Genomic DNA, 22,689 nt, shown 5'->3' with positions numbered 1-22,689 from the left:
GCTGAGGCAAACTACTGGCGGCACGTTGCCCAAACTGTGCAGGCTGACACCTGTACTTCAACTAACTAGCCTCCACCAAAACCGGTGTGATTCAGTTTCAGCCGGACCGTACCGGTGCATGGCCCGAAGTTGAGCGCTGAGAATTTTGAGGCTGAAATCGCACAACTGATCCGCGAGGTCACTGAGCTCAATGATCGCCAAGAGAAGCTCAGAAGTGACGCCGTTCGTGAACAGGAGTTGCTGACCAGTCTGGACCATCAGATTCGCATGGCCGACGAGGCACTGAAGGCTTACAACAGTGACGCGGCATGGATTCGGAATGGAGGAGGCAAGCCGCTCGTTTGTCCCACATGCCACGCTGAACACGAAAAGCCGTTCCTAGATTTGTTGCGGTTTGCAGAGGATGCGCGCGTCCTGCGCGAGCTAGCCGCACGCCTTCGCGACGATGCCTCCACTGTCCGTGCTCGATGTCAAAAGGCGTTCCGCGACTTGGCTACGCTCAACGAAAGCTATCTTGGGATATCTCGGATGCTGGACACCAAAAAGGGCGAACTCAAGTTCCGCGATGTGGTGGGAGGTATCGGTGCGGAAAGCGCCTTGGCTGCCTTTGACGCCGAACGCCAGCAGCTCCAGGGAGCCATTGACGAAGCTGTGTTAGCCGTTGACAAGCTTGACGAGACAATGAAGGAACTCCGAGCCATCAAGCGGACGAAAGCGATACTTTCCGACTTCAGAGACTTCTACGCTGCAGGCCGGGTTGCACTCAAGCTTCCTTCCATTGACGTCTCAAAGATGAAGCTTGCAGGGCGGCCCGACCTCTCGGGTAGCGGAGGTCCACGCTCCTTACTTGCCTACTACGCGGCGATTTGGCGCACGGCGCACGGCTCTAACGCTACGTACGATATTCCGGTGGTCATCGATTCGCCCAACCAGCAGGCGCAAGATGACATAAATCTTCCCGCAGTGCTCGAGTTCATTGCAAAGGACTTGCCGGACGATATCCAGCTTATCGTAGGCCTTGAGACGAGCACACAATTTCCGTTCGATTACGAGCTACACCTTGAGAGGAAATACTCGGTCCTCATCGAGGAAGAATGGGACATCACCTATGGCATGGTTGAGCCCTTGCTTCAAGCAATGTACGCCAACTTGTTGGCTCAACCAGCCAGCGTGACGCAGGAATCGCGTGCAAGTGGTGCCTAATTTAACGAGGAAGTTGCCCGCGCAGTCAGCCCCCTCAGCACGTTAATACACACTCAGTTGCGTAGCTGGAATGACAGCTACCGCTGCATACCTATCCATCGCCAGCAGCACGCCATCCGACCCATCTTTACGCCTGTCGCACCAGAGGAACAACCTCAGCGCCTAAACGCAGCCGGTCAAGGTAATCTGCCCACATCTGGACTTGGTCGTACCGCTTTTTTAGATACTGAGTCCGGTTATAGCTGCGCCCGTTGGAGTCTTTGACCGCGTGAGCCAGATTGGCTTCGATGGCCAAAGGATCAAGATCCAGCTGGTCAACCAGCATGGTCCGAGCGCTGGCACGAAAACCATGCCATGACTGCTCCGTTCCAAACCCTAGCGAATACAGAGCACTGCGAACAGAGTTATCGGACATCGGCCTTTCATGGTCACGCTGTCCTGGGAAAACATAAATGCCACGCCCCGTAAAAGCTTGCAGGTTTCGCAACAGCTCTACAGCCTGCGTCGGTAGCGGAACCACATGGGGCTCTCCCTGTTCCTTTTCAACCTTTGTGCGCTTCATCTTCATGCTGGGAATTGTCCAAAGCGCGGCATCAAGGTCCACTTCTGCCCATTCCATCGTGCGAAGGTTTCCAGGACGTTGGTATAGCAAAGGTGCCAGCAAAAGCGCCGTACGCACTGTGTGACTGCCTTTGTAGACATGCATTGCGCGCAGCAATTCACCAAAACGCTTTGGCTCAACAATTGCGGGGAAGTTTGTTCCCCGGTACGGAGTCAATCGGTTCTTCAATCCGACCGTGATATCACGCTGGGTGTTCCCCGCTGTAGGCAACCAGTAGCGCCAAATCTGACGACACAGCATCAGGGCACGATCCGCCGTTTCCAAAGCACCACGTTCTTCAATTTTTTGCAGCGTCGCAAGCAGCTCCATTGGCTCAATACTGGCCATTTGCCGCTCACCAATCCACGGGAACAGATCACGCTCCAATTGGCGCTTAGTGCGCCCCGCGTGGGTATCGCTCCATTGATCAACCTGCCTACCATGCCATTCGAGAGCAATGGCCTGAAAGGTATCTCCACCACTTCGGGAGCCCTTCAGTTTTTCAAGCTTGCGTTCTTGAACAGGATCAACACCATCTGCCTTTTTTAACTTGGCGATATCGCGAGCTTTACGCGCATCAGCCAGGCTCTGAGCAGGATAGCTGCCCAGCGCCATCCGCCCTTCCTTGCCATCAAAGTACGTTTTCCAGAACCAGCGCTTGGAACCCGATGGACTTACCTCCAGGTAAAGGCCAAGCGAGTCGGTGAAGCGCGCTCGCTTCTTATCAGGTGGGCAGGTGGCGTTCTTGCATTGTTTGTCAGTCAACATGTCCAAGGCTCCAAGCGGGAAACAGGAAAACCGGGGAACAAACCCCGTTACGCACACTTTACAGTGTTTTGTTCCCCGATTCGTTCCCCGGTCAGCACTTGGCAGCCATAGGACATCATTGGACTATATTAGATTACAAACCATTGATTTCACAGAGAAAAAAGGCGTTCACTGGACTTCAGTGAACGCCTTTGGACAGTGTAATGGTGGAGCTGGCGGGAATTGAACCCGCGTCCGTCAGCCTTCGTCGAGCAGATCTACATGTTTAGTGTTCTGGTTTGAATCTCGCCTGCAAAGCCGCGCAGACACACGCTGCATTGCAAGCCAGTACCCTTAGATCTTGCCATCTACCAAGGTACCCGGTAGACGGCCAGCTGATGTAAATTCCCTTGCAGCCGGGAGGTATTGCTACCCCCTTGCCCAGCCCATCAACATACTGTTGCAAGGCTCACCGGATTTAAGCGGCGAGTGCGAAACGTTCGTCGTTTGCAGTTAGTTTTTTGAACGGAGATTTACGAGCGTCATTCAAGCTCGACATGCACCACACCGATCCCGAACCCACGTCGAAACCAGGACAGCCCCATGGCACCTATTTTAGGCCAGATTCAGACGTTTCAAGAGCTCGTGTGGAGAATTGATGACATCGTCGGCCTCCCAGTGCGCGACTGACTGCTTTTCGCCCAGGTAGCCGTACACAGCGGCGACGGTATGCATACCTGCAGCCTTGCCCGCGATGATGTCGCGCTCGTCGTCGCCCACATAGACGCAGTCCTGCGGATCCACGCCGATGCGGCGTGCTGCTTCAAACAGCGGCTCGGGATGGGGCTTGGCATGCGGCGTGGTGTCGCCACTCACGACGGCACCGGCGCTGGCAAACAAGGCCATCTGGCGCGACAGCGGCTCGGTAAAGCGCTTGGACTTGTTGGTCACCACACCCCAGTGCAGCTGGCGCGCCACAATGCTGGCGAGCATGTCGGACACGCCATCGAACACGGTCGTGTCCTGCGTCATGCGGCGCTCGTAATTCTGGAAGAACTCTTCGCGCATCGTGGGGAACTCGGCATCCTCGGGCTGCATGCCAAAGGCCACGCGCAACATACCGCGAGCCCCAGATCCGGCAAACGGCCGGTAGTCGGCCATCGGCAAGGATGGCAAGCCCCGTGCTACCCGCATCTGGTCTGCAGCGGCACCCAGGTCGGGGGCGCTGTCAATCAAGGTTCCGTCCAGGTCGAACAGAATGGCACGTATCGATCTTTGCATCAGCCGGGCTTTCGGGTAGCGATCATGTAGTTGACACTGGTGTCTTCATTGAGCCAGTAGCGCTGCGTCAAGGGATTGAACTGCAGGCCCTTGCTGTGCTGCTGCACCAGGCCGGCGCTGCGGCAGTAGTGGGCCAGTTCTGATGGACGGATGAACTTGGCAAACTCATGCGTGCCCTTGGGCAGCATCTGCAGAATGTATTCGGCGCCCACAATCGCCAGCGCAAAAGCCTTGGCATTGCGGTTGATGGTCGAGAAGAACACCCAACCACCCGGCTTGACCAGGTCATGGCAGGCCTGGACCACCGATGCCGGATCGGGCACGTGCTCGAGCATCTCCATGCAGGTGACGGTATCGAAGCTCTCAGGCTGCAACTGTGCCAAAGTCTCGACAGCAATCTCCTGGTAGTTGATATTGGGGGTTTGCGCCTCCAGCGCATGGAGCTGGGCCACACGCAACGCCTTGGTGGCCAGGTCGATTCCGGTCACGGTAGCGCCTTTGCGCGCCATCGAATCACTCAGAATGCCGCCGCCGCAGCCCACATCCAGCACCTTCTGGCCATTCAAGGGGCTGAGGGCATTGATCCACTCCAATCGCAGTGGATTGATCTGGTGCAAGGGTTTGAAGTCACTGTCCGGATCCCACCAGTGCATGGCGAGTTCGGAAAACTTGGCCAATTCGGCCGGATCGGCATTCACAGTCTGGTTCATGGCCTGATTGTCCACCATCTGCAGGCGCATTCAGGCATAAAAAAAGCCCCACGAATGGGGCTTTTTTGCGCAGGGGCAGAAGAATTACTTCTGGGTGCCCACCACTTCGATTTCCACGCGACGGTTCTTGGCGCGGCCAGCTGCAGTCTTGTTGTCTGCCACTGGTTGCTTTTCGCCCTTGCCTTCGGTGTACACGCGGCTCTTGTCGATGCCCTTGGACACCAGGTAAGCCTTCACAGCTTCAGCGCGACGCACGGACAGCTTTTGGTTGTAAGCATCGGAACCGATGGAGTCGGTGTGACCCACAGCGATGATCACTTCCAGGTTGATGTTCTTCACCTTGGAAGCCACATCGTCCAGCTTAGCCTTGCCTTCTGGCTTCAGCACCGACTTGTCGAAGTCGAAGAATGCGTCAGCAGCGTAGGTGATCTTCTGGGTCGAGGCCACAGGAGGAGCCACTGGAGCAGGTGCAGGAGCAGCTGGAGCAACAGCAGGTGCTGGTGCGGGTGCAGGAGCAGCCTTCACCAGGGCACCGTCGCAGCCTTCAGCAGCGGTAGCAGGGGTCCAGTTAGCATCGCGCCAGCACAGTTCGTTGGTACCGTTCTTCCAGACCAACTCACCGCTGCCGTTTTGCCAGTTGTCAACTACATTGCCGCCGTCAGCAGCCTTAATTTGTGCTCCAGCGGCGGTTGCAAGCGCTGCAGAGGCAAACAACATCGCCACTTTGTTCAGTTTCTTCATGGTTCTCCTCTTGGGGAAAAAGCCGCAGCCGCGCTGCGAATCAAGACGTCGTCAGTGACCATCACCAAAAACGTTCTTACTTATTGTGCCATAGGCGTACCGGATCGCCATAGTTATCTGTAGCGCCAACGGTAAGACAAAAGCGCATTGGGCCTAGAATGTTGCCGACATGCAACATCACCTTGCGCCTAAAATGCCTCTTGTACTTCGTCACCCTATGCCAGCACTATGACCCAGTTTGCTAAAGAAACATTGCCGATCAGCCTGGAAGAGGAAATGCGCCGCAGCTACCTCGATTACGCGATGAGCGTGATCGTCGGCCGTGCCCTGCCAGATGCCCGCGACGGCATGAAACCGGTGCACCGCCGGGTTCTCTATGCGATGCATGAGCTGAACAACGATTGGAACCGCCCTTATAAGAAGAGCGCCCGTATCGTCGGTGACGTGATTGGTAAGTACCACCCGCACGGTGACAGCGCGGTGTACGACACCATCGTGCGTATGGCCCAGGATTTCTCGCTGCGCCACATGCTCGTCGATGGCCAGGGCAACTTCGGTTCGGTCGATGGTGACAGTGCCGCGGCCATGCGTTATACCGAAATCCGCCTGTCCAAGATCGCCCACGAGATGCTGGCCGATATTGACAAGGAAACCGTCGATTTCGGCCCCAACTACGACGGCTCCGAAAGCGAACCGTTGGTGCTGCCAGCGCGCGTACCCAATTTGCTGATCAATGGATCGGCCGGTATTGCGGTGGGTATGGCCACCAATATTCCACCGCACAATTTGAATGAAGTGGTGGATGCCTGCCTGCACATGCTGCACCACCCCGATGCCAGCGTCGATGACCTGATGGAGATCGTGCCTGCGCCTGATTTCCCCACGGCCGGCATCATCTACGGCATCAATGGCGTCAAGGAAGGTTATCGCACCGGACGCGGCAAGGTGGTGATGCGCGCCAGGGTCCACTTCGAGGATATCGACAAGGGCCAGCGCCAGTCGATCATCGTCGATGAGCTGCCCTACCAGGTCAACAAGAAGACCTTGCAGGAGCGCATGGCCGAGCTGGTGCATGAGAAGAAGATCGAAGGCATCAGCCACATCCAGGACGAGTCGGACAAGTCCGGCATGCGCCTGGTGATCGAGCTCAAGCGCGGTGAAGTCCCCGAAGTGGTGCTGAACAATCTGTACAAGCAAACCCAGTTGCAAGACACCTTCGGCATGAACATGGTGGCGCTGGTCAATGGCCAGCCCAAGCTCTGTAATCTGAAGGATCTGATCAAGGTCTTCCTGGAGCACCGCCGCGAAGTGGTCACCCGCCGCACGGTCTATGAACTGCGCAAGGCCCGCGATCGCGGCCACGTGCTCGAAGGCCTGGCTGTGGCACTGGCCAACATTGATGACTTCATTGCCATCATCCGCAACGCCCCCACCCCACCGGTGGCCAAGGCCGAGCTGATGACCAAGAGCTGGGACAGCAAGCTGGTGCGCGAGATGCTCACCCGCACGCGCTCCGACGGCGGCGTGGTCAGCGCCGACGACTACCGCCCCGAAGGCCTGGAGGTCGAATTTGGCATGCAGCAGGACGGCCTCTACCGTCTGTCCGAAACGCAGGCGCAAGAAATTCTGCAGATGCGTCTGCAGCGCCTGACCGGACTGGAACAAGACAAGATCGTGGCCGAGTACAAGGACATCATGGCCTTGATCGAAGACCTGCTCGACATCCTGTCCAAGCCCGAACGCGTCTCCACCATCATTGGCGAAGAGCTGGTCACCATCAAGACCGAGTTCGGCCAGACCAAGCTGGGCGCACGCCGCAGCCAGGTGGAATACAGCGCGCAGGACCTGTCCACCGAAGACCTGATCACCCCGACCGACATGGTGGTGACCTTGTCGCACACCGGCTATATCAAGAGCCAGCCGCTGAGCGAGTACCGCTCGCAAAAGCGTGGCGGGCGCGGCAAGCAGGCCACCGCGACCAAGGAAGACGACTGGATCGACCAGCTCTTCATCGCCAATACGCACGACTACCTGCTGTGCTTCTCCAACCGGGGCCGTTTGTACTGGCTCAAGGTTTGGGAAGTGCCTGCCGGCTCGCGCGGCTCACGTGGCCGCCCCATCGTCAACATGTTCCCATTGCAGGACGACGAGAAGATCAACGTGGTGCTGCCGCTGACCGGTGAGTACCGCAGCTTCCCGGCCGATCACTATGTATTCATGGCCACCCGCATGGGCACGGTCAAGAAGACCTCGCTGGACGAGTTCAGCAACCCGCGCAAGGCCGGCATCATCGCCGTGGGCCTGGACGATGGCGATGTGCTGATTGGCGCCGCGCTGACCGAAGGCCGCCACGATGTGATGCTGTTCAGCGATGGCGGCAAGGCCGTGCGCTTTGACGAAAACGATGTGCGCCCGATGGGCCGCAATGCACGCGGCGTGCGCGGCATGAATATCGACGACAGCCAGAACCTGATTGCCATGCTGGTGGCCGAGCAGCACCCAGCCGAGGTCGAAGCCCGCAAAGCCAAGGATGCACTCGACAACCTGCAGATCCGCGACAAGGAACTGCAAGACGCCCAGGCGCCAGCGGCCGATATCGACGCGCTGCGCCAGCAGATTGACCAGGCACGCGCCGCACTGGAAGCCGCCGACCTGGCCGCCATCACCGCCTTGGGCGAGCAGCCCCGCGAAACCTTGCACAGTGTGCTGACCGCGACCGAAAACGGCTACGGCAAGCGCACCTCGATCGTCGAGTACACGCGCCACGGCCGTGGCACCAAGGGCATGATCGCGATCCAGCAATCGGAACGCAACGGCAAGGTGGTCGCCGCCACCCTGGTGAGCCCAGATGACCAGATCATGCTGATCACCGACACCGGCGTGCTGGTGCGCACCCGGGTGGCCGAGATCCGCGAGATGGGCCGTGCCACGCAGGGCGTGACCTTGATCGGGCTGGATGCGGGCGCCAAGCTGAGCGGCCTGCAGCGCATTGTCGAAAACGATGCACAGGCGGACGAGAACGCCGACGCGGCCGATGGCGCAGAAGCGGCGGATGGCAACGACCTCCAGAACCCCGCAGACGGCTCCTAAGCCCCGACAGAAAAAGCCATGTTGCGACATGGCTTTTTCCTGCCCGTTTACGCTCTCATTTCTATAGCTATCACTGCTCGCTGCGCGAGCCAACAAGGCCTTCCATGCAACGCCCCTACAACTTTTCGGCCGGCCCGGCCGCCATCCCCGAAGACGTGCTGCAGCAAGCAGCCAGCGAGATGCTGGACTGGCGCGGCAGCGGCATGAGCGTGATGGAGATGAGCCACCGGGGCAAGGAATTCATCTCGATCTGCGAGAAAGCCGAGGCCGACTTCCGCCAGTTGCTGGCCGTGCCCAAGAACTTCCACATCCTGTTCATGCAAGGGGGTGGTCTGGCGGAGAACGCCATCGTGCCGCTGAATCTGTCGCAGGGCGGTGCGGTGGATTTTGTCGTGACCGGCAGCTGGAGCCAGAAGTCGACCAAGGAAGCGGCCAAGTTCTGCAACGCGGCCGTGGCCGCCACGGACGAAGCCCAGGGCTTTACCCACATCCCCGACCCCGCCAGCTGGAAGCTGCGCAGCGATGCGCGCTATGTGCACATCTGTAGCAACGAAACCATCAACGGCGTGGAGTTCCAGCAGCTACCCGACCTGGCCAGCCTGGGCTGCCAGGCGCCGCTGGTGATCGACTTCTCGTCGCATGTGGCATCGCGCAGCGTGGACTGGAGCCGCGTCGGCCTGGCCTTTGGTGGTGCGCAGAAGAACCTGGGCCCGGCGGGCCTGACCCTGGTGGTGGTGCGCGATGACCTGCTGGGCCACGCAATGGCCATGTGCCCCAGCGCCTTCAACTACCGCCTGGTCGCCGACAACCAATCGATGTACAACACGCCGCCCACCTGGGGCATCTACATCGCCGGCCTGACCTTTGAATGGATTCTGCGCCAGCAAGAAGGCGCTGCCAGCGGCGTTGCCGCGCTGGAAGCCCGCAACACCGCCAAGGCCGAGCTGCTCTACCAGACCATCGATGGCTCGCAGCTCTACGAGAACCGCGTGGCACGCGACTGCCGCTCGCGCATGAATGTGCCCTTCTTCCTCAAGGACGAATCGCGCAACCAGGCTTTCCTCGACGGCGCCAAGGCGCGCGGTCTGCTGCAGCTCAAGGGCCACAAGTCCGTGGGCGGCATGCGTGCCAGCATCTACAACGCCATGCCGCTGGCAGGCGTGCAGGCGCTGGTGGACTATATGCAAAGTTTTGAAAAACAGGGCTGATCCGCAACGCCCCGGTTTTGTCCGGGAAACACTCTTACGTTATTCTTACCGGTTGGCAGCCTCCTTGGGAGCTGCCCGCACCGCACATCCAGGCCACCATGAGCACTTCACCCCAAGCGTCCCCCGAACTCGCCGCGCTGCGCGTCCAGATTGACAATCTCGACACGCAACTGCTGACCTTGCTGAACCAGCGCGCCCTGGTTGCCGAGCGGGTGGGCGAGCTGAAAAAACGCGAAGGCACGCCCTTCTTCCGCCCGGACCGGGTCGCCCAGGTCATCCAGAAGATTGAAAACGCCAACCCTGGCCCGCTGAAGGCCGCCCATGTTTCAGCCATCTGGCGCGAGATCATGTCCGCCTGCCTGGCGCTGGAATCGCCCCAGCGCGTCGCCATCCTGGGCCCGGCCGGCACCTTCTGCGAAGAAGCGGCCATCCAGTACTTCGGCGGCGCTGCCGACATCAAGTACTGCAACAGTTTTGAAGAGGTCTTCCATTCCACTGCCGCAGGCAGCGCCCAGTTTGGTGTGGTTGGGGTGGAGAACTCGAACGAAGGCGTGGTCACCCGTTCGCTGGACATGTTCCTGCACACGCCCTGCCATGTGGTGGGCGAGGTGAGCCTGCTGATCCGCCACAACCTGATGCGCACGACCAATTCGCTCGAAGGCATTGAGGTCGTGGCCGCCCACCCCCAGGCGCTGGCACAATGCCAGGGCTGGCTGTCCAAGCACCTGCCCCATGCCGAGCGCCGCCCGGTCGAGAGCAACGCAGAAGGCGCGCGCCTGGCCGCCCTGCACCCCAACATGGCCGGCATCGCCGGTGAGCGCGCCGCCCAGCAATACGGCCTGCACATCATCAGCCACGCCATCCAGGACGACGCCTACAACCGTACGCGCTTTGCCATCATCTGCCTGCCCCACACCTTGGCCACGCCGGAGCCCAGTGGCAAGGACTGCACCAGCCTGGTCGTCTCGGTGCCCAACCGCCCCGGCGCCGTGCATGAGCTGCTGATGCCGCTGAGCAAGCATGGCGTGTCGATGACGCGCTTCGAATCCCGCCCGGCCCGTACCGGCCAGTGGGAATACTATTTCTATATTGATCTGGACGGCCACCCGTCGCAGCCCCATGTGGCCAAGGCCCTGGAAGAGCTGCGCGGGCTGTGTGCGTTCTACAAGGTGCTCGGCGCCTACCCTGTCGGGAGTTGAATCGGTGAAAAAGTTTGAACATATGGCGCTGATCGGCTGCGGGCTGATGGGCGGCTCATTTGCCCTCGCAGCCAAACGGGCGGGGCTGGTCAAACGCATTGTCGGCTACAGCAAGTCGCCATCCACCACCAGCCGCGCGCGCCAGATGGGCGTCATCGATGAAGAGGCCAGCTCGGCCCTGCAAGCCGTCTCGGGCGCCGATCTGGTGCTGCTGGCCATCCCGGTCGCATCGACCGAGTCCACCCTGGCCAACATCAAGCACCTGATCAATCCCGACACCCTGGTGATGGATGTGGGCTCGACCAAGATGGATGTGGTGGCTGCTGCGCGCCGCGCGCTGCGCGACCGCTTTGGCTGCTTTGTGCCGGCCCACCCGATCACCGGCAAGGAAGTCTTCGGCGTGGACCATGCCGACGTCAACCTCTACCGCGATGCCCAGGTGGTGCTCACCCCGACCGAGCTGACCAAGGTGGCCCAACTGCGCCAGGCCGAAGCCATCTGGAAAGCCATTGGCACCCATGTGACCAGCATGGCGCCCGAGCAGCATGATGCCGCGCTGGCCGCCAGCAGCCATGCCCCGCACCTGGTGGCCATGGCCTATATCAACTCGCTGCTGTCGCAAGACGGCGCGCACCGCATGCTGTCGCTGGCCGGCCCGGGCTTTCGTGATTTCACCCGCATTGCTGCGGCCGAGCCGCAGATGTGGCGTGACATCTTCCTGGCCAACCGCAGCGAGATCCTCAAGCAGATCCAGTCCTTGCAGCACATGCTGGGCAGCTACGAGGCGGCGCTGATGAGCGATGACCAGCCGGCACTGGAGCAGTTGCTGCGCGAAGCCAGCAGCACCCGCGCGCAGTGGAAGCAAGGCAAGCTCTACACGCCCGAGTCACTCTCCAAGCACAAAACCACCGTTTGATCCGCACAGCACCCACACTGGCCCAGCCGGTGGACGGATAATAGCGAGTGGCGCTGCCTGGTACCGGGCAGCGCCACCTTCTTTTTGCGACGACCGCGCCGCCTGCGCCGCAGGCCTGGCGCCAAACCCCACAGCAGAGCCCCGCCATGTTCTCCACTGCATTTCTCGATATTCCCGCCTTGCAAAGCGCCCATGGTGAAGTGCAGCTGCCCGGCTCCAAGAGCATCTCCAACCGCGTATTGCTGCTGGCCGCGCTGAGCGCGGGCACCACCACCATCCATGACCTACTGGACTCCGACGACACCCAGGTGATGCTGCGTGCACTGGAGCAACTGGGCTGCGCCGTGGTGCGCAGCACCGATCCGGCCCACCTCAACAGCTACCACATCACCGGCATTGCCGGCCAGTTGGCACCAGCGCTGGCGGCCCGCAGCACCGCGCTGTTCCTGGGCAATGCCGGCACTGCGATGCGGCCACTGACCGCTGCACTGGCCTTGCTGGGCGGCCACTTCGAGATGAGCGGCGTGCCCCGCATGCACGAGCGCCCCATCGGCGACCTGGTCGATGCACTGCGCCAGCTGGGCTGCCAGATCGACTACCTGGGCAACGACGGCTTTCCGCCGCTGCGCATCCAGCCGGTGACGGCTGCGCAGCTGCAGCTGAACACGCCCATCACCGTGCGCGGCGATGTCTCCAGCCAGTTCCTGACCGCCTTGCTGATGGCCCTGCCCTTGGTGGCCACGCGCCAGGACATCGTCATTGAAGTGGCGGGCGAGCTGATCTCCAAGCCCTATATCCATATCACGCTGGAGCTGCTCAAGCGCTTTGGCATCCAGATCAAAAACGAGCAGTGGCAGCGCTTTACCGTGCTGGCCGGCAGCCGTTACCAGTCCCCGCATGAGATCCATGTCGAGGCCGATGCCTCGTCGGCCAGCTACTTCATCGCGCTGGGCGCCATCGCTGCCAGCAAGGGCAGCAAGCCCAATGCGCAGGGTGGCACCTCCAGCGTGGACCGGGTCGTCAAGGTGATGGGCGTGGGCGCGCAATCGATCCAGGGCGACATCCGCTTTGTCGATGCGGCACGTGCGATGGGCGCCGCCATCACCAGCGGCCCCAACTGGCTGGAGATCCGCCGGGGTGCCTGGCCCCTGCAGGCCATCGACATGGACTGCAACCACATCCCCGATGCGGCGATGACCCTGGCCGCGATGGCGCTGTATGCCAATGGCACCACCACCTTGCGCAATATCGCCAGCTGGCGCGTCAAGGAAACCGACCGCCTGGCGGCGATGGCCATCGAGCTGCGCAAGCTTGGCGCTGTGGTGGAGGAAGGCGCAGATTATCTGACCATCACCCCGCCCGCCAATCGCGAGGCCTGGAAGCCCGCCAGCATCCACACCTATGACGACCACCGCGTGGCCATGTGCTTCTCGCTGGCCGCCTTCAACCCCGCCGGCCTGCCGGTGCGCATTGAAGACCCCAAGTGCGTGGCCAAGACCTTCCCCGGCTACTTCGAGGCCATGTTCTCGGCTGTGCAGGCCGTGCCCGGCTCGATTCCGGTGATCTGCATCGACGGGCCCACCGCCTCGGGCAAGGGCACGGTGGCATCGGCCGTGGCCGAGCAACTGGGCTACCACCTGCTCGACTCGGGCGCGCTCTACCGCATCACCGGCCTGGCCGCCACGCGCGCCGGCATCCCGATCGATGTCCAGCATGCCGGCCAGATTGCCGCACTGATTTCGCAGATGGACATCCAGTTTGGTGCCGACCAGCGCGTGCGCCTCGATGGCGAGGACATCAGCCTGGCCATCCGCAGTGAAGAAGCGGGCATGAACGCCTCCTTGGTGTCGGCCCTGCCCGCCGTGCGCCAGGCGCTGGTGCAGGCCCAGCATGATTTTCGCCAGCTGCCCGGCCTGGTGGCCGATGGCCGCGACATGGGCACGGTGATTTTCCCGCTCGCCCCTTTGAAGGTCTATCTGACCGCCAGCGCAGCCAAGCGCGCCGAGCGCCGCCATAAACAGTTGATTGAAAAAGGAATACCGGCTACAATAGCCGACCTTCGTGCTGACTTGGAGGCTCGCGATGCGCGCGACATGAACCGCGCCACCGCCCCCTTGCATGCAGCGCAGGATGCATTCTTGCTGGACAACTCCGAGATGAGCGTGGACAACGCGGTCGCTCAGGTGCTGTCCTGGTGGGAAAAGCGACAGCCGTTTGGCAAAGAACAGGCCTGAAGCGCCCCGCGCGCCTCGCACCTGCCTTTGGCGGCGGTGTTACCCGCCCCTGCAGCCTTCTACTGGTGGATCTAGCCGCCATGGGTTGCCGGGTTGTTTAACTTTGAACCCCGTGGTGTCACAACCACACAACCTGCACGGCCAGCCATAAAAACGTCAGCAATAGTGCTGCCGGAAACCTGCCCGTGTCTAAGGAAATACATGTCTGAATCTTTTGCCGCCCTTTTTGAAGAGTCGTTGACACGCACCGAAATGCGTCCTGGCGAAGTGATCACTGCTGAAGTCGTGCGCGTTGAGCACAACTTCGTGGTGGTGAACGCCGGCCTGAAGTCCGAAGCCTATGTGCCAATCGACGAATTCAAGAACGACCAGGGCGAAATCGAAGTCCAAGTGGGTGACTTCGTGTCCGTGGCCATCGGTTCCATCGAAAACGGCTACGGCGACACCATTCTGTCGCGCGACACCGCCAAGCGTCTGGCTTCCTGGCTGGCCCTGGAAAAGGCGCTGGAATCGGGCGAATTCGTGACCGGTACCACCTCCGGCAAGGTCAAGGGCGGTCTGACCGTTCTGGTCAACGGCATCCGTGCCTTCCTGCCAGGCTCGCTGATCGACACCCGTCCGATCAAGGACCTGACCCCTTACGAAAACAAGACCCTGGAATTCAAGGTCATCAAGCTGGACCGCAAGCGCAACAACGTGGTGCTGAGCCGCCGCGCTGTGGTGGAAGCCTCGATGGGCGAAGAGCGCGCCAAGCTGATGGAAACCCTCAAGGAAGGTTCCATCGTTCAAGGCGTGGTCAAGAACATCACCGAATACGGTGCGTTCGTGGACCTGGGCGGTATCGACGGCCTGCTGCACATCACCGACATGGCATGGCGCCGCGTGCGTCACCCATCCGAAGTGGTGACCGCTGGCCAGGAAATCACTGCCAAGATCCTGAAGTTCGACACCGAAAAGAACCGTGTCTCGCTGGGTCTGAAGCAAATGGGCGACGATCCATGGATGGGCGTGTCGCGCCGTTATCCATCGAGCACCCGTCTGTTCGGCAAGGTCACCAACATTGCTGACTACGGCGCGTTCGTGGAACTGGAACCAGGCATCGAAGGTCTGGTGCACGTGTCCGAAATGGACTGGACCAACAAGAACGTTGCTCCTTCCAAGCTCGTGACCCTGGGCGACGAAGTCGAAGTCATGGTTCTGGAAATCGACGAAGACAAGCGTCGTATCTCCCTGGGCATGAAGCAGTGCAAGGCCAACCCATGGCAAGAATTCGCGCAGAACACCAAGCGTGGTGACCGCGTGAAGGGCCCGATCAAGTCGATCACCGACTTCGGCGTGTTCGTGGGCCTGGCCTCCGGCATCGACGGTCTGGTTCACCTGTCTGACCTGTCGTGGAACGAAACCGGCGAAGCCGCGGTTCGTAACTACAAGAAGGGCCAGGAAGTGGAAGCCATCGTGCTGGCAGTGGACGTGGACCGTGAGCGTATCTCGTTGGGCATCAAGCAGCTCGACAGCGATGCATTCACCACGTTCGCTACCGTGAACGACAAGGGCCAGATCGTGACCGGCAAGGTCAAGTCTGTGGATGCCAAGGGCGCTGAAATCGACCTGGGCGACGACATCGTCGGCTACCTGCGTGCTTCCGAAATTTCGGTGGACCGCGTGGAAGACGCTCGTTCCGTGCTCAAGGAAGGTGATGAAGTTACCGCCGTGGTGACCAATGTGGATCGCAAGAGCCGCAGCATCTCCCTGTCCATCAAGCAGAAGGACCACGCTGAACAGCAAGAAACCATGGCTTCGCTGTCGCAGCAATCGTCCAAGGAAAATGCTGGTACCACCAGCCTGGGCGCACTGCTGCGCGCCAAGCTGGACGCCGACAAGTAATTGACGGCTCCGCTACCGGCTCATGCCTTGCCAGCCTTGGTATAGTCGGTAGCTTGCAGACAAGGTGGGCGCCCAGTGCGCCCACCAACGCTTTGACTATTTGATTCACGAAGATTCCACATTCGTATGACCCGATCCGATCTGATTGAAGAGCTTGCCGCTCGATTCCACCAGCTGACGCAGCGGGATGCGGAGCAGGCCGTCAAAACGATTCTGGAGGCCATCGAAGACTCGCTGGTACGCGGACAACGCATAGAGATCCGTGGCTTTGGCAGCTTCACCATCACCCACCGCCAACCCCGCCTGGGCCGCAACCCACGCAGCGGCGAAGCCGTGCAGGTGCCCGCAAAGCGCGTCACCCACTTCAAGCCAGGCAAGGCCTTGCGCGAATCGGTGGACGACCCCAGCAACATCCTGACCTCGACCGCCAGCCCCAAGAACAACGACGAATAAAGCGCCGGCTGAACCACCCGAATGGCCCATCTGCCCCTGGCAGTTAGAAGCCAAACCAACGAACGCTCCCTTGAGGAGCGTTTTTTATGCCCGCCATTCCCCACGCTGCAGTGATGTCACCGAGGTACCTGTGCAGCCTGCTGTGGATCGGCGCCAGCGCTATGCTGGGCTATTCCACCATCGCCCTATGCCGCAGCAAGCCCTACCCGGCCGCCAGAGCCACGATTTGGATCAAGACCTGGCCCAGCACCCCAACCGACGCCAATGGCTGCAGGGCCTGGGCGCCCTGGGCTTGGCCGCCCAGTTGCCGGCCATCGCGCAGGCAGGCAGCGATGCGCCGCTGGCCATGGCTCCTTGGCCAGTCTCGGAGCAGCTGTTTGGCCTGGGCGTTGCCAGTGGCGAGCCCGATGCCAGCAGCGTGGTGCTGTGGACGCGGCTGCTGCCCAGCGCCAACACGCCCTTGCTGCGCCCCGTGGAAGTGCACTGGGAACTGGCCCATGACACGCAGTTCCGCCAGATCCTGCGCCAGGGCGAGGCCATGGCCAGCCCAGACGGCGGCCACAGCGTGCATGTGCTGGCCCAGGGCCTGGAGGCCGACCGCTGGTACTACTACCGCTTTCACTGCCAGGGCCAGACCAGTGCCACAGGCCGCACCCGCACCGCGCCGGCCGCCGGTGCGGCGGTGGCCCGGCTGCGCCTGGTCTATGCCTCCTGCCAGCGCTGGGAGCATGGCTACTACGCCGCCTGGCGCCATGCGCGCGAGGACGATCCTGACCTGGTGGTCTTTCTGGGCGACTACATCTACGAGTACGCCACGCCCGCTTCCGCTGCCAAACAGAAGAGCAGCCAGCTCGCACGCCTGCATCCGCTGGCCCACGCCGTCAGCCTGCAGGATTACCGCGACCGCTATGCGCTGCACAAGAGCGACCCGGACCTGCAGGCCATGCATGCGCACTGCCCCTGGCTGGTGACCTGGGACGACCACGAGGTGGAGGACAACTATGTGGGCGACTATGGCGTGGGCAAGACCCAGGCCTTTATCGCCAAGCGCATGGCCGCCTACCAGGCGTTTTACGAGAACATGCCGCTGCGCGCATCGGTGGCCTGCAAACGGGCCGGCCTGGCCCTGCCCCCTGCCCACACACCGCTGTACCGCCAGCAAAGCTGGGGCGCCTTGGCCGATATGTGGGTGCTGGATGCGCGCCAGTACCGCGATGCCCAGGCCTGCCGCGCAGTGACTGAAAAAAGCCCGGCCTCCGTCAAGGCCGCTGACTGCGCCGACCTGGCACGCAGCAGCCGCAGCTTTCTGGGCTGGGAGCAAGAGCGCTGGCTGGCCGCCCAGTTGGCAGGCAACAGCGCGGCCAAGCCCGGGAGCCGGCGCTGGAGCGTGATTTGCCAACAAACCCTGTTTGCCGCGCGCCACTTTGCCAGTGGCCGCACCAGCGCCGATACCTGGGATGGCTACCCCGCCGCGCGCCAGCGGCTGCTGCGCGCAGTGGATGAGGCGCAGCTGCGCAACACCGTGCTGCTGGGGGGCGACATCCACCAGAACTATGTCTGCCGCATCCAGGATCCGGAGAGCGCCACCTCAGACCGCGTGCTGGCCAGCGAATTCTGTGGCACCTCGATCAGCTCGCACTCCGGCACCACCCAGTCCCGGGTCGATGCCATCGTCGCCCACAATCCCCATGTCTTGCTGGCCCGCTGCGATGAACGCGGCTATGGGCTTTGCGATATCACGCCCAAGCTCTGGACCACCCAGCTGCGCGTCATCCACCAACCCCAGTACGCCAACAGCGGCGCACACACCTTGGCCCGCTTTGTGGTGGAGGACCAGGTGGCCGGGCCGCAATGGGCCTGATCCTGGCTGCGATCCCTTAGTCCACGTGTCCAACATTCTGCAACGCCCTTGCGGCGCTGTCCGCTACGCCTGTCGCGGCAAAGCGGTTAGCATGCCAGACATTGCCGCCACAACAAGGAGATCGCCATGCCACGACTGTCCCCGGGGTCCCGCACCCACCGCCCGCATCTGCGGCCTTCCAGCGCCACGGCCGGCCGCTGGTCGCTGTCTCTGGCAGCAGTGGCCACGGCGGCCTTGCTGGCTGCCTGCAGCAGCCAGCCCCAACTGCAGTACCAGCCCCCGATGGCCTCTGACCAACCCGAAGGCAGCTCCGGCTGGACCGATAAACCCGGCTGGGCGACCGAGCAGTACGCGGTAGCCGCTGCCAACCCTTTGGCCACCGATGCCGGCTACCAGGTGCTGCAAGCGGGCGGCTCGGCCATTGACGCGGCCATTGCCGTGCAACTGGTGCTGGGCCTGGTCGAGCCGCAATCGAGCGGCATCGGGGGCGGCGCCTTCTTGCTGCATGCCCAAGGCAGCAAGGTGGAGGCCTATGACGGCCGCGAGGTCGCACCGATGGCGGCCGATGAGAACCTGTTCATGCGTGATGGCAAGCCCATGGCTTTCCATGATGCCGTCGTCGGGGGTCGCTCGGTAGGAGTGCCCGGCGCTATCCGCATGCTGGAGATGGCGCACAAAGAACACGGCAAACTGCCCTGGGCCAGCTTGTTTGAGCCGGCAATCCGCCTCGCCAGCGATGGCTTCAAGGTCAGTGCGCGCCTCAACGCCTTGACCGCACAGGAAAAGTTTCTCGGCCAGGACCCCGTCGCCAGCGGCTATTTTCTGGATGCCCATGGCAAGCCCTGGCCGGTGGGCCATCTGCTGAAGAACCCCGAATACGCTGCGGTGCTGCGCGACATCGCCCAGCATGGCTCCAAGGCGCTGCTGGAAGGCCCGGTGGCCGAGGCCATGGTGCGCAAGGTGCAAGGCCATGCCACCAACCCCGGCAAGCTCAGCATGGCCGACCTGGCGGCCTACCAGCCGGTCAAGCGCCAGGCACTGTGCAGCGATTACTCGCCCAGCGCCGCTGGTGCGCCGGCCAGCCAGCCGGCATCCACCCGCAGCTACCGGCTCTGCGGCTTTCCGCCGCCCAGCTCGGGCGGCATTGCGGTGGCGCAAATCCTGGGCATCATGGCCAATACGCCTGCCGGGCAGATGGGCCTGGGCGCCGATGGCCTGCCCAGCGCCGACTGGCTGCACCTCTATGCCGAGGCCTCGCGCCTGGCCTTTGCCGACCGCAACCAGTATGTGGCCGACCCGGCCTTCGTCGGCGCACCCGCCGGTGACTGGTCGAGCATGCTTCGCCCCGACTACCTGGCCCAGCGCGCCCGCCTGATCGGCGCGCGCAGCATGCAGCAAGCCCAGCCCGGCCAACCCGGCAGCGTCAAGATGGCCTATGCCAGCCAGCCCTACCAGCAGGAATACGGCACCAGCCACATCAGCATCGTGGACCGCTACGGCAATGCGATCGCGATGACCACGACCATCGAAGACCAGTTTGGCTCGCGCCAGATGGTCAACACCGGTCGCGGCCTGGCCGGCGGCTTTCTGCTCAACAACGAGCTGACCGATTTCAGCCTGGCACCCCGCGATGCGCAGGGCCAGCCCATCGCCAACCGAGTCGAGCCCGGCAAGCGCCCTCGCTCATCGATGGCGCCCACCCTCGTGTTTGACAAGGCCACCGACCGCCTGGTGATCAGCGCCGGCAGCCCCGGCGGCGCCTGGATCATCCACTACACCACCAAGACCTTGTACGGCATGCTCAACTGGGGCCTGATGCCGCAGCAGGCCATCAACCTGCCCAACTTTGGCAGCCTCAACGGCCCCACCGTGCTGGAGGAAAAGCGCTTCCCCGCCGCCACCGTGCAAGCCTTGCAAGCGCGCGGTGCCGAGGTGAAAGAGCAAAACCTGACCAGCGGCCTGCAGGCCATTTCGCGCGGCGAGGCGCATGGCAAATCCTGGTGGTTTGGCGGTGCCGATCCGCGCCGCGAAGGCATTGTGATGGGCCAGTAGACAGCCCCGCGCACACCACCGACGAGCCGCTTGCGGCTCGTTTTTTATGGGCGCTGTCTTTGGGGGAAACGCCGCATTCCGCCTGGCATCCGCGTCATTTTCAGTTTCAAAAATGAATACCCATCTTGGTTTTTCTGGCTAAGATATTTCCACAAATTTAATCTATAACAACTCTATTATCCAATCCACTCACTGAATAGCAGATTTGTACCCAGCCATCATTTAGATAATAAAAAAATATATTACTCTACTCGATTCAAACCAAATGGCTGCCATTCACCTCAGGAAATACACCATGAAATCCATTGCGAAATTTTTATTGTTTCTAGGCCTGTCCTGGCTTCTCAGTGGCTGCATGAAGCCCGAAGCCCCAACTGGAAACACCAGCGCGGAAACCGACATTCGGCAGAAAGTCGCTGAGCTCTACGCCAAGCATGGAAAATCAAGCGATTCCCTCTATTCCCATGCCATCAGTGCAGACCTGTTTTCCGCCGACCTCCACCATTTATTGCAGCAGGCGCTGGCAGTAACCCGAGCCGATCAGGAGCGCATTGCCAAAAGCGAGCATCCGAGCGATAAACCAGCCATGCTCGAAGGCTCCATTGTCAGCAGCCTGTATGAAGGCCCGACCGGTTACAGCATCCAATCGATCGAGATCGCAGAAAGCACCCAGCCCCTGGGCGCGCAGGCCACCGTCAGGGTCACGCTGGAAAACACCAGCGTATCGCCCACAGCCAGTTGGACCGACTCGGTGGAGCTGGTCAATGCCTTCGACAGCGGCTGGCGGGTGGCCAATATCCGCTTTTCGCCAGAGATAGGGCATAGCAGCGACCTCGTCACGGACTTGCAGGCCTTTATTTCCGGCCAGCCCTGAAAGATGGGCAGCAAGCCAGCAACACCTGCTCACATAGCCAAGCCATGCAGCGTTGCCTGCGCTGCGGACCGCCCTCTACAATGCACGCTCCACAAAGCGTGCAACACCAACAAAAATAAACAAGCTGCACTTATCCAGTTTCATACCGCAGAGGGGAAAACATGAAAAAACTAGGCATCGGCATTGCCGCAGCTGTGGCCGTGCTGGCCGCAGGCGGCGCCACCACAGGCTATCTGGTCGGCAACAACATTGAAGAAGGGTTTGCCACCGCCGCCAAGGAGTGGAGCAAGCCGCCACTGCTGGTACAGGTGCAGGATTACCAGAAAGGTATTTTCTCGTCGACCGCCCAAACCCTGTGGACGGTGGATACCGGCGAAGAAAAGCTGCAGTTCACCGCCCAGCATGACATCAGCCACGGCCCGCTGCCGATTGCGCACCTGGCAGAAATCGTCTCCACCTTTGCGATCAACCCCGATGCGCCGCCCGAGTGGGTGGTAGCTTTCAAGGACAAGGCGCCACTGGTCTGGAAGAGCAAGGTGGGCTGGTCCAAGAGCACCCAGAACGAGGTGACATCGCCGGCGTTCAATGGCGAATTCGGTGCGGACAAGGTCGCCTTTGGCGGCTTCAAGTCGGACTTCGAGATGTCCTCCGATTTCAGCCGCATCAAGGGCGATGCATCGATGCCCAGCCTGCTGTTGCAGACCAAGCCCAGCGAAGAGGACGACGGCCAGGCCGCCGATATGCTGATGAGTGGCAACACCATGCGCTTTGACATGCACCAACCCAAGGGCCAGGAGTTCATGGTGGGCAGCATCGAGTGGGCGCTGGCCAGCCTCAAGGTCACACCCAAGAACGGCGAAGACCCGGCCGAGCTTGCCGAGCTAAAGCTGGTGGCCGATACCCAGTTGCAGGGTGAGGTGGTCAACACCACGATCAACTCGTCGATCAAATCCTTTGTGCAGAAGGACCACAAGATCGACGACATGGTGATGGACCTGGGCCTGCACAACCTGGATGCCGGCTGGCTGAACCAGTTCACCAAGGAATCGCAAAAGATCCAGGGCGATCCACAGGCCCTGCAGATGCTGCTGATGCAAGGCATGCAGCAGCTGCTGGCCCGCAAGCCGGAGCTGGAGTTCAAGCGCATCAGCTGGCGCACCGCCGAAGGCACGGCCGAGGTGGCAGCATCGCTGTCCTACCAGGGCGATGCCGGCAAGCCGCTCAACCCCATGACCGACTTCAAGGCGCTGCTGCGCCTCGACATGCCCAAGCCCGTGCTGCAGTCGCTCTACGCCAGCAAGGTACGCGAGACCTATGAGCTGGAGAACGAAGGCTCGGACGATATCGATGCCAAGCAGATCGACAGCGCCGTGAAGCAGGATGTGGATGCGCGCCTGGCCGGCTTGGTCGAAGCAGGCTTGCTGGTGGACAACAAGGACCGCGTGGCCAGCGAGCTGCAATGGGCCGATGGCAAGCTGCAAGCCAATGGCAAGCCGCTGGACCAAAACGGCATGATGGGCCTGCTGTCCGCGATGCCTTAAGAGCCGCTTGTATGCTTCAGGTGTCGGGGTGAGGGACTAGAGCCGCTATCGGCTGTTAGCGCAGACCGACCGTGTTAGACCCATCCCACCCCAC

16 protein-coding genes and 1 other RNA gene are annotated in these 22,689 nt (G+C 61.4%); 12 read left to right on the top strand and 5 right to left on the bottom strand.

Annotated elements, in window-relative coordinates:
* Nucleotides 1–129 precede the first annotated feature (129 nt).
* Nucleotides 130–1,203, top strand: coding sequence for a hypothetical protein (locus EDF71_RS24035; protein ID WP_133859047.1), 1,074 nt, complete (start codon nucleotides 130–132; stop codon nucleotides 1,201–1,203).
* A gap of 127 nt (nucleotides 1,204–1,330) precedes the next feature.
* On the opposite strand, the gene EDF71_RS24030 is transcribed toward EDF71_RS24035, so the two are convergent.
* The 5 genes from EDF71_RS24030 to ompA all read right to left on the bottom strand — a co-directional run bounded on the left by EDF71_RS24030 (nucleotide 1,331) and on the right by ompA (nucleotide 5,283).
* Nucleotides 1,331–2,572 carry an integrase arm-type DNA-binding domain-containing protein gene (locus tag EDF71_RS24030; protein ID WP_133859046.1) on the bottom strand — a complete coding sequence of 414 codons (1,242 nt, stop codon included), beginning with the start codon at nucleotides 2,570–2,572 and terminating at the stop codon, nucleotides 1,331–1,333.
* A gap of 204 nt (nucleotides 2,573–2,776) precedes the next feature.
* Nucleotides 2,777–3,154, bottom strand: a transfer-messenger RNA (tmRNA) gene (gene ssrA / locus EDF71_RS24025).
* 12 nt (nucleotides 3,155–3,166) lie between these two features.
* Nucleotides 3,167–3,832: an HAD-IA family hydrolase gene (locus tag EDF71_RS24020; protein WP_133859045.1), complete on the bottom strand. Its 666-nt coding sequence runs from the start codon at nucleotides 3,830–3,832 to the stop codon at nucleotides 3,167–3,169.
* The gene (gene ubiG / locus EDF71_RS24015; protein WP_133859044.1) at nucleotides 3,832–4,542 is read right to left on the bottom strand and encodes a bifunctional 2-polyprenyl-6-hydroxyphenol methylase/3-demethylubiquinol 3-O-methyltransferase UbiG; all 711 of its coding nucleotides are present in this window, start codon (nucleotides 4,540–4,542) and stop codon (nucleotides 3,832–3,834) included. The genes EDF71_RS24020 and ubiG overlap by 1 nt, the downstream gene beginning before the upstream one ends.
* 84 nt (nucleotides 4,543–4,626) lie before the next feature.
* Nucleotides 4,627–5,283, bottom strand: a complete 657-nt coding sequence (gene ompA, locus EDF71_RS24010; protein WP_133859043.1) for an outer membrane protein OmpA — start codon at nucleotides 5,281–5,283, stop codon at nucleotides 4,627–4,629.
* Between the two features lie 228 nt (nucleotides 5,284–5,511).
* Between ompA and gyrA the strand changes: the two genes are divergently transcribed.
* The 11 genes from gyrA (at nucleotide 5,512) to EDF71_RS23955 (ending at nucleotide 22,595) form a co-directional block, all read left to right on the top strand.
* Nucleotides 5,512–8,373 (top strand): DNA gyrase subunit A, encoded by a 2,862-nt coding sequence (gene gyrA, locus EDF71_RS24005; protein ID WP_133859042.1) that lies wholly within the window; start codon nucleotides 5,512–5,514, stop codon nucleotides 8,371–8,373.
* 104 nt (nucleotides 8,374–8,477) lie between these two features.
* The gene (gene serC / locus EDF71_RS24000; RefSeq protein WP_133859041.1) at nucleotides 8,478–9,581 is read left to right on the top strand and encodes a 3-phosphoserine/phosphohydroxythreonine transaminase; all 1,104 of its coding nucleotides are present in this window, start codon (nucleotides 8,478–8,480) and stop codon (nucleotides 9,579–9,581) included.
* A 98-nt stretch (nucleotides 9,582–9,679) separates the two neighbouring features.
* A complete protein-coding gene (gene pheA, locus EDF71_RS23995) occupies nucleotides 9,680–10,780 on the top strand; it encodes a prephenate dehydratase (protein ID WP_133859040.1) in 1,101 nt (366 codons plus the stop codon).
* Between the two features lie 22 nt (nucleotides 10,781–10,802).
* A complete protein-coding gene (locus EDF71_RS23990; protein ID WP_243854436.1) occupies nucleotides 10,803–11,696 on the top strand; it encodes a prephenate dehydrogenase/arogenate dehydrogenase family protein in 894 nt (297 codons plus the stop codon).
* Nucleotides 11,697–11,842: 146 nt separating this feature from the next.
* Nucleotides 11,843–13,930, top strand: coding sequence for a bifunctional 3-phosphoshikimate 1-carboxyvinyltransferase/cytidylate kinase (locus EDF71_RS23985; protein WP_133859038.1), 2,088 nt, complete (start codon nucleotides 11,843–11,845; stop codon nucleotides 13,928–13,930).
* Nucleotides 13,931–14,131: 201 nt separating this feature from the next.
* A complete protein-coding gene (rpsA, locus tag EDF71_RS23980) occupies nucleotides 14,132–15,814 on the top strand; it encodes a 30S ribosomal protein S1 (RefSeq protein WP_021027334.1) in 1,683 nt (560 codons plus the stop codon).
* Nucleotides 15,815–15,940: 126 nt separating this feature from the next.
* On the top strand, nucleotides 15,941–16,267 hold the full coding sequence (locus tag EDF71_RS23975) for an integration host factor subunit beta (protein WP_021027333.1): 327 nt from the start codon (nucleotides 15,941–15,943) through the stop codon (nucleotides 16,265–16,267).
* A 346-nt stretch (nucleotides 16,268–16,613) separates the two neighbouring features.
* The gene (locus tag EDF71_RS23970) at nucleotides 16,614–18,128 is read left to right on the top strand and encodes an alkaline phosphatase D family protein (RefSeq protein ID WP_243854435.1); all 1,515 of its coding nucleotides are present in this window, start codon (nucleotides 16,614–16,616) and stop codon (nucleotides 18,126–18,128) included.
* 126 nt (nucleotides 18,129–18,254) lie between these two features.
* Nucleotides 18,255–20,180 (top strand): gamma-glutamyltransferase family protein, encoded by a 1,926-nt coding sequence (locus EDF71_RS23965; RefSeq protein WP_133859036.1) that lies wholly within the window; start codon nucleotides 18,255–18,257, stop codon nucleotides 20,178–20,180.
* Between the two features lie 295 nt (nucleotides 20,181–20,475).
* Nucleotides 20,476–21,054 carry a hypothetical protein gene (locus EDF71_RS23960; protein ID WP_133859035.1) on the top strand — a complete coding sequence of 193 codons (579 nt, stop codon included), beginning with the start codon at nucleotides 20,476–20,478 and terminating at the stop codon, nucleotides 21,052–21,054.
* Nucleotides 21,055–21,215: 161 nt separating this feature from the next.
* Complete coding sequence (locus EDF71_RS23955) at nucleotides 21,216–22,595, top strand: YdgA family protein (protein WP_133859034.1); 1,380 nt, start codon at nucleotides 21,216–21,218, stop codon at nucleotides 22,593–22,595.
* Nucleotides 22,596–22,689: the final 94 nt, after the last annotated feature.

The organism is Comamonas sp. JUb58, from assembly GCF_004364775.1.
Lineage (GTDB): Bacteria > Pseudomonadota > Gammaproteobacteria > Burkholderiales > Burkholderiaceae_C > Comamonas.
This window is presented reverse-complemented; position numbering and strand designations above follow the sequence as displayed.